At 50.7% G+C, this 12,149-nt stretch carries 9 protein-coding genes; all 9 read right to left on the reverse strand.

What is annotated here, in order from left to right; all coding sequences use genetic code 11:
* Window positions 1-11: 11 nt before the first annotated feature.
* The gene (locus tag MJZ25_06320; protein ID MCQ2123784.1) at window positions 12-2,384 is read right to left on the reverse strand and encodes a T9SS type A sorting domain-containing protein; all 2,373 of its coding nucleotides are present in this window, start codon (window positions 2,382-2,384) and stop codon (window positions 12-14) included.
* A 194-nt stretch (window positions 2,385-2,578) separates the two neighbouring features.
* Window positions 2,579-3,319 (reverse strand): hydroxymethylpyrimidine/phosphomethylpyrimidine kinase, encoded by a 741-nt coding sequence (locus tag MJZ25_06325; GenBank protein ID MCQ2123785.1) that lies wholly within the window; start codon window positions 3,317-3,319, stop codon window positions 2,579-2,581.
* Window positions 3,320-3,340: 21 nt separating this feature from the next.
* Entirely contained in the window at window positions 3,341-4,612 is a 1,272-nt protein-coding gene (locus MJZ25_06330) for an MgtC/SapB family protein (GenBank protein ID MCQ2123786.1), read from the reverse strand.
* 90 nt (window positions 4,613-4,702) lie between these two features.
* Complete coding sequence (locus MJZ25_06335) at window positions 4,703-6,406, reverse strand: GGDEF domain-containing protein (protein MCQ2123787.1); 1,704 nt, start codon at window positions 6,404-6,406, stop codon at window positions 4,703-4,705.
* A gap of 3 nt (window positions 6,407-6,409) precedes the next feature.
* Window positions 6,410-6,898, reverse strand: a complete 489-nt coding sequence (locus MJZ25_06340) for a dihydrofolate reductase (protein ID MCQ2123788.1) — start codon at window positions 6,896-6,898, stop codon at window positions 6,410-6,412.
* An 86-nt stretch (window positions 6,899-6,984) separates the two neighbouring features.
* The gene (locus tag MJZ25_06345; GenBank protein MCQ2123789.1) at window positions 6,985-7,797 is read right to left on the reverse strand and encodes a thymidylate synthase; all 813 of its coding nucleotides are present in this window, start codon (window positions 7,795-7,797) and stop codon (window positions 6,985-6,987) included.
* An 89-nt stretch (window positions 7,798-7,886) separates the two neighbouring features.
* The gene (locus tag MJZ25_06350; GenBank protein MCQ2123790.1) at window positions 7,887-8,129 is read right to left on the reverse strand and encodes a hypothetical protein; all 243 of its coding nucleotides are present in this window, start codon (window positions 8,127-8,129) and stop codon (window positions 7,887-7,889) included.
* A 98-nt stretch (window positions 8,130-8,227) separates the two neighbouring features.
* Window positions 8,228-11,203, reverse strand: coding sequence for an OmpA family protein (locus MJZ25_06355; GenBank protein MCQ2123791.1), 2,976 nt, complete (start codon window positions 11,201-11,203; stop codon window positions 8,228-8,230).
* A gap of 87 nt (window positions 11,204-11,290) precedes the next feature.
* On the reverse strand, window positions 11,291-12,058 hold the full coding sequence (gene radC / locus MJZ25_06360) for a DNA repair protein RadC (protein MCQ2123792.1): 768 nt from the start codon (window positions 12,056-12,058) through the stop codon (window positions 11,291-11,293).
* Between the last annotated feature and the right edge of the window lie 91 nt (window positions 12,059-12,149).

Genomic DNA, 12,149 nt, shown 5'->3' on the forward strand with positions numbered 1-12,149 from the left:
CGCTGACTGAATCACCGCCGCTTGACTATCCGCTGCGTCACGAGCCCGTGCGATGTCTCCACCTTGACCACGTACACGCCGCGGTTCATGAAGCCCACGTCAATGGCGGCGCTCTCGAGGCCCACCCTGGCGTAAACCATGTGGCCCAGCGCATCGTAGACGAACAGGCGCTTTACATCGGCCACGTTGCCCAGGTACAACAGCGTGTTACCCGCCAAGCGCACCGAGGCATCGAGGTTTCTCATCACCAGCGGAATCGCCTTGGAGGGATCCTTTACGGTCGTATCCTTGAATGCGTCGGGATTGTAGACAAAGACCACCTTATACGTGGCGCTCTTTGTGCTGTCGGCGGAGTGGATGACAAAGTTGATGGTGTCGCTCAAGTCGTAGAACTCGTTCTGCTCGTACTCTTCGCAATAGGAGCCATGAGGACCCGCCCATGTGAACGAGGCGCGTTTCAGGTTCATCTCAAACGGCAAATCTACTTGGACAAACTTCTTTTCTTGGTCGATGGTTCCGGGTAACTTGGCGGGCCCAAACTGTATAAAGAGTCCGCGCAGCTCGGCAACCGACTTTTCGGAATTGGTCTGCATCGTAGCACTCAAGATTCTCCTTTGGTTGTCCTCGTTAGAGGCCGTTATCCTGATTTTGCTGCCGGTGTCCCAAAGGTTGTTTGACTCAAATACGGAACTATATTGCATAAATGGATTCGTACTCACAGGCACGATTCCAAAATCATCGTCATCGGAATTGACCACCTTCGCCATTGTCCGGACAGTAAACTTGAGCTTTGTATCCCCAGGCTCGGCCATGATATACGAATAGTGGCGTCCCTGGGAATGATCGTTCACATACACACCCGCAACATCGAACATGGGCCAAGCCTTTGTCTGCTTGTTGAGCGTGATGGCGTAGAGCCTCTTGTCGTAGCCGTTGGTCAAAGTCACGTACATGCCAGAAGACCCTTTCAAGGCACCATGGACCGAAACAACGGAAGAATCGGAGACTTGGAAGGTGTTATCGCATTTCTTATACGAATTCATGTAGTACAACTCGCCCGTACCGCAAACAAACAATCTGGGCGCCACAGTGGAATTGTACGGGAGGTCATAGATGATGGAACCCGTATCGCTCGGGGTCTCCGGGTCATATATGGTCCTCGGATAGAAGTAACGCGACTTGAGGGTGTCTATCAAGACCATGTCGTACACAATATTCTCGGGTTCAACGCCGTTGAACTTAAACTTGTAATAATGGACAGGTTTCTGGTTCTCCGCGGTTAATTGCAGCACAGTATTTTCAAGGTCCAAGGCTGTCTTGGATAGATTCACGCTATCCATCTCCTCACCTTTGTAATACCATTTTAGTGTAGCACGTTGCGACGGCAAGAAGCCCACAATGGTCTCGTCCATATTCCAGCGCCCATACATTTTGGTCTTGATGGAGTCCGGCGTCCACTTGTACAGGTCGATTAGCACGATACCCGTATCCCCGTCTTCTTTGGGGTGCGTCACCTTTGTCCCTTCGCTGCAAAGGACGCCCTGCTTGGCCAAAACAGACGGAGTCAGTTGTTCGACTGGAGGGTCCGAATATGTTTTTTTGGCCGTAACAATGTCCGGCTTGGAGCAAAAACCGACGAAACTAGAAGCATAGGCGTTGGTATCGCCCGGCAGTTTCGCGATAGAGAGCACGATTGTCTGCGTTTCGGTGCCCGACTTGGCGGTGAACGTGTAGGTGACAGGCCCTTCGGTAAAGTCCTGGGCTGTAGACGGGCTCACGCTCCCGAAGTAGCCGCTAAAGGAGGGAACGATGCTGTCGAGCCGTGCATTGAAGGGAATCGAAAGCGAGATGCTGTCGCCGGATTTCTTGTAATCGGACATGTTCGGCACGGTCGCACCGGCAACAAGGATTTCGCCCCGCATGCCGATGAAGACGGAATTGAGGGTCACGGTGCATTCGCTTGCGGAGGATGTCTGGGCCTGGAGCGCAATCTTGGTAAAGGCATCGCACTGAACATCGACTTCCTGCCCGCTCTTAAACGAGCCAATCTCGTACCAGGGATCGGTCGGGTAAAATTCATCATAGCCGTATGCGGCGATATTGTTGCCATCACCGCAATTGCTGGTGTAGCTTACCACAAGTTTCTGGTAACCCGCATCGCATTCAGGAGGCGGCACGACAATCGCCGGCGAGAACTTGTCGCCCTTGATGGTCGTCTTCAATGCGCCGTTGTTCTTGATCCACGAAGACCACGAGGTCTGATCGGACTCAAGTTTTTCGTTGGATATCGTGTAGCCGTTACGCTCCACAAAGTCGACGACAATGGCTGCAAAGGCAGAAGTCGCCATGAAAGAGAGTGCCATGACTGCAGAAAGGTGGCGCATAAGGATCCTCCGCGGATTTGTAAAAAAAAAGAAACAATTTCACGGGATAATTTATAATATTTCGTTCAATTGCGTATATGTTTTTTTAGGCCCGCCCCCAATAAGCGTGCAAAAAAGGTATTTTTGCATCGCAGCTTTGGTACCACGCAAAACGTAGTGAAAGTTTTGTCAATCTCGCTATTCCGATACGAAAACTACTTCACAAATCCAAGTCTTCCTTCCCCGCTTTGGAGGAACTCGTTCATGTAGTCCTTGCCAATCTGGCAGGCTTCCGGCAGCGATTTGCCCAAGGCAACATTGGCAAGAATTGCAGAACTCAAAACGCATCCTGTACCGTGCTTCCCAACGCCAGGCAAACGAGGGCTGGAGAACTTGTACTCCTTACCTTCGTGAAGCAAAATGTCCACGGATTCTTCGCCTTCGCAATGGCCACCCTTCTTCAAAATGGAGCAATCCTTCCCCATCTGAATTTCGCCGGCAGCCTGAGCCTTTTCCAAGCCAAGGAATTCGTATTCCACAGCATTGGGCGTCACCAGATCAATCATTTTCATCACAGGAAGGAACTCGCTGGCGTCACGCATAAAATGGAAACCAGCGCTAGCGCTTGCAATGGGATCCCAGATGATAAATGCATCCGGAGACTTGGCCCGAACAAATTCCACAATGCGACGAAGAATCTTGGCCTTTTCCACCAAGCCAATCTTCACATACTTAAAAGTATGCTTTTTGAAAAGGGTTTCCAACTGAGCTTCGATGCGTTCCCAAATCACCCAACCCGGGGCAACGAATTCATCTTCGTTCTGTTCCGTAAGGGCCGTGCAAACCGCCTGGCCATAAACACCAAAGTGAGCCATGGTCTTGATGTCGGAAATAAACCCGGCGCCAGCGCTACCATCAAAACCAGCAATCGTCAAAGCATAAATCATATCAGCCATACTAAACCTGTGGGCTAGAAATTAAACCATATAGAAACCGATCAACACACCTGTAAAGATACAAATCAAAGCCACCGCCGGAAGGATGGGCTTACGCATGGCCTTCGCACCAAGGAAGTATGCAAGGCAACCCTTGGTAATGGTGTTGGCCAAGCTGGCAAACAAAAGGGCGAGAACCAAGGTCCGGTTATCCAGGGAGGACTTCAAAGCCATATCGATCAAGGAAAAGGCCACCGCATCCATTTCAGCGGAACCGCCCAGGAAACTGCAGGCGATCAAGGCTCCAGATCCCAGGTACACGCGGGCAGCGTTAGCCAGGAACATGACCACCGTAAAGATAAAGCCGAACTTGATAGCAGGAAGCAGGTGGAACGGGTTGTTGAATTCCGCGGACTTGGCCTTGTGTTCACGACCATCCTTAATCTTCAGGTACAAAGCGTAGCCCAAACCGGGAACCACAGGCACCAGCAGCGGCACAGCAAGTACACTTGCCAGGCGAGGCATCAGCACAATGCAAATCAAGTACAAACGAATGTACATCACGGTCCAGCCAAGGACAATGCCCAAGGTAAAGTTGCTGGCGTAATCCTCGTTCTCGCGACTGCGGGCCGCAAGGTTCAAGGTCAGGGCCGTACTGCTGGCGAGGCCACCCAGCAAGCCGGTAAGCCAAATGCCTTTGCCAGGGCCCACAATCTTAATCAGCACATAGCCCACGAAACCGATGCCCGAAATAAAGACAACGAAAAGCCAGATAGTGTGTGGATTCAAGATTTCAAGACCGGGAGGACCGTAAGCCTGGTTCGGCAAGAACGGAAGCACCAATCCGGAAATCACAGCGAACTTCACCGTAGCCAAGATATCTTCTCGAGAAAGTTTCTTTGCAAAATCGTGAAGCTGTTGCTTTACCGTGAGAACCCACAGAATCACAATCATGATAACGCAGGATTCCAAAAGCTTTCCATGCCAGCAAAGACCGCCCAGCAGGTAAACCACCACAAGGGCCACGCTAGTCGTAATTCCCATAACCTCAGCATTAACAGACTGAGCTCGTAAATGGGACGCCATCAGCAACAAGCCCAAAACCACAAAGCCGGAAACGAAAGGTGCGGTGCCACCCATCAAAGCGGACAAATAAGCCGCCATGGCACCACCCAAGCCAACAAGAGTAAAAGTACGAACACCAGCCGGATGCCTATCCGACTGATCACCGTAAGTATGCTCGCGCTGCATGCCGATAATAAGGCCAATGCCAATGGCTGCAACCAAACGATATAAGACACTGAACTCTATCATGATTTTTAATCTATACTCTTTTTCACAAAAAAGAAAAGAGCAGCTTTGTGCCACCCTTTTTAAATCACACGAAATCCAGATTGCCGGCTGTTACTTTCGAACAAGTTTAGACTTGGATTCCTTTTTCATGGTGTACATGCGTTCGTCGGCGGCACGGTAAACATCCTTAGCCTTGCCTTCGCTAAATTCATTACGGAGGGCAACACCGTAGGAAGCTTCCAGTTCCACAGGCAGATCCTTGGAATACTGCTTTGCCAGAACGTCCATACGTTCCTTCACGATATGCATTTCAGCCAGGTGGGATTCACGGATAATCACCACAAACTCGTCACCACCCATACGAACCGCGGTGCCAACGCCAGCAACGGCATCCCTAAGCACTTCGGCAAAGCGGCAAATCTGGCGGTCACCATTGGAATGGCCGTGGGAATCGTTCACCACCTTCAAACCATTCATGTCAATGCTAACGATGGCATAATTTCCATCTTCCTGGTCGAGAACATCAAAAATCTGTTCACACTTGGTGCGGTTGAACAGACCCGTCAAAACATCCTTGTAGGCAAGTTCCGTAAGCACATCCTTTTCTGCCTTGGCGGCCACCGCTTCGAATGCATAAACAACGTATGCAATGATAAGGCAGAGGATAAACAGCAAGGCGCCCCAGGGAGTCCAGGTCATACTCATGAAATCGCTGCTGAACAGGAACAAGTGCTGCAGCTGGAAACGGGTTACGTCAAGCATCCCCACCACAAAGAATATCACAATGCCCAGAGCAAAGATCCTTTCCGAAAGGCCCATTTTTTTGTTATAGACGAGCCCCGTTCCCAAGGTATACACAGCAAGGAAGCAAACGAACACATGGAACACCGTAAGGAAGTGCATCATGAGCGCAATATTCATGAGATGCAAAACCGAGGTGACCACGACAAACAAAATGGAAATCACCGTCACAATCCTTAAGAACATCCATTTCTTGGGACTGAGCTTTCCCTTGTGCATATCCTGCAAAAGCAATAGGAAGGGAATGGGAATCATGTAAAGGCAGAGGTACTCCATGAAGCTTGTGGTGACAAAGTCCAAAGAACAAACCTGGACCACCTTGGAATAGCACATGCTCCACACACCCACCAAAAGGGACATGCCGCCAATCAAGACAAATCGGTAGAAGGTCTTGCTGAAAGCATTTGCCACAAGTCCAAAAATGATTCCAAGAAAACCAAGCACCACAAGGAAGATGCCGATGTACAAGGAATAAGCGTGGCGGGCCATGTAGTCGGTATAGGCCACTTCCGTGGAAAGCATTTCAAATGTGGAGACTCGGTCCACTGGCTGACGGAATCCGCCATAAAAAGTCACGTTCAAAACTTTTCCGTTAACCGTATAGGGAACCGGCACAGAGAAAACACCAGAGCCAATATAGCGATGCTGCATCAGGCGGTCATAACCGTACATAAACACGGTCCAGTCTTCAATCTGGACCCTGACTGCAGCATGGTTGGCCTTGATGCGGAACATGTAAGGCGGGCGGCCCTTAAAGACAAATCTCTTGGAGAAGGTGATGGAGTCCATGTAGCCCAGGGGGCCTTCGGGGAACTTGTAGACATCGATGGACTGGTCTTCGTAGACATGACCATTCTGGGTCACGGTCCAGCCCTCGTCCATTCGCTGGATGTTGTTATCAATACCACCCGCGCGGAAATGGTCGAACATAAAGACCATCACCAAGGCTGCACCAACAGCAACCATGGTCCACAGAATATGTCCGCGTTTAATCTTCTTCAAAAGCTTCAGCATAGACTACTCTCTTTCCCATACTTGGAAGGCCGTCGGGAAATCGTTCTTTTCGTCGGCGGGAAAAAGTTCTTCGCTTACCATGCGCCAGCCTTCTCCCCAGTCCGGGAAGAACACGTCGCCATCCACATTGGCAAGGACTTTCGTAACATAAAGTTTTTTCACCAGAGGCATGGCAATCTTGTAGATGGCTGCCCCACCGATAATGAAGCATTCGGATTCACCTGCGGCAGCAGATGCTTCCAGGGCGCTTTCCAGGGAACCGCAAACAACGCAACCGGGCGCTTCGAAGGAGGCGTTACGGGTCAGAACATAGTTCACGCGGTTAGGCAACGGGCGTCCAATGTCGTCGTAGTTCTTTCGACCCAGGACAATGGAATGACCTGTGGTAATAGCCTTGAAACGCTTGAGATCTGCAGAAAGATGCCAGGGCAAATGGCCGTCGCGGCCAATCACGTTATTCTCGGAAACAGCAACAATAGCGGAAATAAGCATAGGAAATAGTGGTTAGTGGTTAGTGGTTAGTGATTAGTGATTAGAGGCAGGAAACTGACTACTGTTTACTAACCACTGACCACTAATTAAACTGCGATGGGAGCCTTGATGGTCGGATAGGGATCGTAGTCCACCAGTTCAAAGTCCTCGAACCTGAATTCAAACAGGTCCTTCACGTCCGGATTGATCTTCATGGTGGGAAGCTTTCGGGGAGTGCGGGTCAGCTGTTCCTTCACCTGTTCAAAGTGGTTGGAGTACAGGTGGGTATCGCCCAAGGTATGGATGAATTCACCCGGTTCGTAATCGCAGACCTGGGCAAGCATCATGGTCAAAAGCGCATAGGAAGCAATGTTGAACGGAACCCCCAGGAAGGTATCTGCGCTACGCTGGTACAGCTGGCAGGAAAGCTTACGCTTGCCGGAGGCGCCAACGCCGCCCACGTAGAACTGGAACAGGCAGTGGCAGGGCGGAAGAGCCATCTTGTCCACTTCGGAAACGTTCCAGGCGCACACCAGGTGGCGGCGGGAATCCGGATTGTTCTTGAGGCTGTTCACCAAATTCTGGATCTGGTCGATGTGGCCTCCATCAGGGGTGGGCCAGCTACGCCACTGGTGACCGTAGACCGGGCCCAGTTCGCCATTTTCGTCGGCCCATTCGTCCCAGATTGTCACCTTGTTATCGTGGAGGTACTTGATGTTGGTGTCGCCCTTCAGGAACCACAAAAGTTCATGAATAATGGAGCGCAAGTGCAGTTTCTTGGTAGTCAGGCAGGGAAAGCCCTTGGACAAGTCATAGCGGTACTGGCGGCCAAAAACGGAGCGGGTGCCGGTGCCGGTACGGTCGGAACGGTCCACGCCGTTATCCATAATATCTTGAAGTAAGTCGAGGTATTGCTGCATAAAAGGTTCGAGGTTCGAGGCGCGAGGTTTGAGGTTCGAGGCGCGAGGTTCGAGGCGCGAGGTTCGAGGTTTGAGGTCGGCCTGACGGCCTAGATGTCTGAAGGTTCTCCAAAGATTTCCAGTCGTTTGTAGGTCTTTGCATTCTCAACTTCCTTTTCACGAAGAAGGGCGTTGAGAGCATTCAAAATCAAATCCTGGGTATGGCGGGGAACAGGCTTCTTGCCAAGGCGAGCCTTCTGCACCATCTTATGATTCAGGTGGGCAGAATCCATCTCCACCACGTCGTGGTTGGAGGCGCCAATTTCAGTCAAAATTTCATCAAGTTTTGTCATACAAAATAAAGATAAAACAAAAAAGACCTGACGTTTTAGAAAAAAGCCCCGGGAGGTTTCCCGAGGCTTGATTTTCTACGATTTCGTGAGATTTTTCACTATTCAGCGACGAAATTGCTTTCGCACTTGGTACCGTCGTTATCCGGTGTTGCGAAGTGCATTTCAATACGACGATTCATTTCGCGGCCTTCTTCAGTTCCGTTGTCGTCTACCGGGCAAGAAGATCCCATACCGATAGCCTTGATACGGTTCTTCTTGATGCCAGCCTTGGTCAGAGCCTTCATCACTTCCTTGGCGCGGTTTTCAGAAAGTTTCTGGTTGGAAGCTTCCTTACCCACGTTGTCGGTATGACCCTGAATCACGATGTTCAAATCCATGTATTCTTCGGTGTTCAGCTTCTTGGCAACGTTCTTGAGAATCAACTTGGCATTGGATTCCAAGGTAGCCTTGCCAGACTTGAAGGTCACGCCATCTAGCTTTTCAACAGCCTTCTTCGGGCAGCCGTGGCCATCGTCACCAGCCACATCCGGGCAGCGGTCGATGCCAGTACACTGGTCAGCAAACTGCTTGGTAAGCTTCTTGGTGGTCACCCATTCAGAGCAAACGCCATCATGGTCAGCATCCGGTTCGTCGTCAGACGGGCAACCGTTGTTCCAGTCCGGACCCGGTTCGTCTTCGCAACGGTCGTAACCGGAGCATTCATCGGCAAACTTGTCCAGCAACTTCTGCTTGGTCACCCAAGGAGAGCAGAGACCGTCTTCATCGGGGTCGGCAGCCTGAGCCGGGCAACCCTTGTTCCAATCCGGGCCTGCTTCGTCTTCGCACTTGTCAGTACCCTTACATACATCCTTGAACTTGGCGCTCAAGCCCTTCTTGGCAACCCACGGAGAGCAAAGACCGTCACCATCCGGGTCGGGCTGGTCGTCAGACGGACAACCCTTGTTCCAGTCCGGACCGGCTTCGTCTTCGCACATGTCCTTGCCAGTGCAAACGTCAGCAAACTTAGAGGCCCAGCCCTTCTTGGCTACCCACTGAGAGCAGAGACCATCCTTATCCGGGTCCGGGTCATCCACAGGGCAACCCTTGTTCCATTCCGGACCAGCTTCGGTATCGCACTTGTCAATGCCGTGGCACATTTCAGCAAACTGCTTCTGCATCTTCTTTTCAGTTACCCACGGAGCGCAGAGGCTGTCACCGTCGATGTCCGGATTGTCCATGGGGCAACCCTGGGCAAACTGTTCGCCAGCTTCAGTGGGACACTTGTCGATGCCGGTGCAGATATCATCGTACTGATCCTGCATACCCTTTTCGGTAACCCATGCGTCGCAAACGCCGTCACCATCGGTATCCGGCAAGCCCAGGGGGCAGCCTTCGTTGGAGGCGGGACCATGTTCACTGGGGCACTTATCGATACCCTTACAAGACTTTTCAATGAACCATTCGTTGGCGATGGTTTCATCTTCTGCAGCCTTTTCGAAGTAGTAACCCATCTTCTTTTCAGAAACCCACGGGTCGCAGAGGCCGTCACCATCGATATCCGGGTCATCCCACGGGCAACCCTTGTTAGCCTTGGTACCAGCTTCACCCGGGCACATGTCGTAGCCCTGGCAAACGTCAGCAAAATCCGCCATCACGCCTTCGTCGGTAACCCACGGAGAGCACATACCATCTTCATCCGGGTCCGGCTTCTTGCCCGGGCAACCGTTGAACTTAGGATCGCCAGCCTGAGCCGGGCATTCATCGATACCCTTACAGATCTTCTTGAACTTCTTGGTCATCTTCTTCTGGGCAACCCAAGGATCGCAGACGCCGTCCTTATCCGGGTCCGGATCGGCAAGTTCGCAACCATCTTCACCTTCACCAGGTTCGTTGGGGCACTTGTCTACGCCTTCGCAGATTTCAGAATATTCGTCTTCAAAGCCCTTTTCATAAACCCAGGCATCGCAAACGCCGTCTTCGTCGGAGTCCGGATTACCCAACGGGCAACCGCGGTTCAAACGATGACCATAGTCATCCGGGCAGTCATCGTCGTTATCCATGACACCATCGCCGTCGCGGTCCTGGGGCAGCAGGAATCCGCTCCAGGTAATACCGGCGTAAATCGGATGGTTGAAGGACTTGGGCCATGCAAAGGCGCCAGACCATTCGACAGAACCACCAGCGTGAATATCCAGGCCAATAGGCAGATGGAACACGATAGCGGCAGTAGCTCGGTTCTTGAAGACCTTTTCAGTAGATTCGGCCACAGTAATGGAGTCGATAATCATGTCCTGTTCCCAAAGGTCCTTTCCAATAACGACTTCTTCCGTGGTCGGAGCCACATAGTTGTAGTCCAGGGACCACTGGTAGCTCAAAAAGATGGAGAGGAAGTCCAACGGGAAGAATTCCACGGCGCCAGAAGCGTAGTACTTGAACTTTTCACCATATTCAACGCCAACCTGATTTTCAGAGGAAATCAGATACGTGACACCATCAGCCCCATCCAGTTTATCCGGAACTCGTATGGTATAGTAGGCGGAGTCTGCCACCAAGGCGTAATTCAAGCCACCGTTAAGGTGGATGAGGAACGGAACGTCATGGCTCTTGTCAAAGTCCAAGGTAAAGGCAACGCCACCGTTAATGGCAACATCGGACATCTTGCTCAATGCGGCTCCACCATAGATGGCGAGGTCCACCGGCTGGTCTTCAGGCAGAGGGAAGCGGAACTTCATGTCTGCACGGCCGATCCACTTGGAGAAGTGCTTCTGGCCATTGAACTGCTTGACCATGTCCTCGCCCTCTTTGTACTTAGCCTGAATGTAGGTTTCAGGAAGGGTAAGGCCCAAATCGAAATAATCACTGATGCCGATAGCAAAACCAGCATTTGCGTTAGCGCCTTCATACTCCACAGCGCCATCATAGGAACCAAAGCCAATGTCATTCAACAACACGAACACCAGCTTGGAGTTTCCAAGAGACTGGGCAGACTGGGTTTCATTAACACCAGCAAAACCATGTTTGTTAATGGTCTTAGCATGTTCGGCAAAGGCTGAAGTTGCCAAAGCCAGCGCAAGCCCCATTGCTATTTTTTTCATAGCTACTCCTTATGAGGGGAATTTCACCAAACCTAACTTATCCCCGATAATTATTTTCAAGAAATATAGTTTCCAATAAACTTTTCATTAAAAACTTTTTCCGAAAATGTCTGGATAAAGCCTACAAATACTGGTAAAACCCATTTTCCCTATAATTATATGGTCCAAAACGGGAATTTGTATAATTTTCCCCGCCGCACACAAGACCTTTGTTATGCCGATATCCTCGGGGCTGGGCACGGTGGCCCCCGACGGATGGTTATGTGCGAATATCACAGACACGGCGCGGTCCTCGATAGCCTTGGCAAAAGCCTCACGGGGATGAACCGGAGTCTGGTTCACAAGCCCAGTGGTCAGCTCATGAACCTTTATAATAAGGTTAGCGGAATTCAACGTCACCAGAACCAAATGTTCCTGCTCCTCATATTTCATATAGGAGAGCCTGGAGACCAGATCTTCAGGGGCATTAACCGCCATGGCCTTGTCACTTAGTATATAACGGCCCGACAATTCCAGGCAAGCCAGGATCTGTGAGGCCTTAACCTTTCCCAAACCATGGATTTTTCGAAGCTTCTCCAAGGTTGGAATGGTCGTTTCCGTCGAAAGGAAGTTGGAAAGCCGTCTTGCAAGTTCAAAAACATCGCAATTTTGGCATCCACTGCCCAAAATCAGGGCAAGAAGTTCCTCGTTACTCATGGAATCGGCCCCATAGCACTCTATTTTTTCTCTTGGCAGCAGTTTTTTATTTGTAGCAGGGCAATCATCTCGTTCTTTTTTCACAACCATACAGGTCCTTTCGTTAAAGGTTTCTGTCCTATAAACGGATTTTTCCAAAAATCGGGTACTTTTTTCCAAAATTTTTCTTCAAAAACACGAAACTTTCGTGAAAAAATTCACTTTTTCCCATAAAAAGCCCTTTACCTGTAGCCATTTTAAGTTCAACAGA

The sequence above is a fragment of the Fibrobacter sp. genome, from assembly GCA_024399065.1.
Lineage (GTDB): Bacteria > Fibrobacterota > Fibrobacteria > Fibrobacterales > Fibrobacteraceae > Fibrobacter.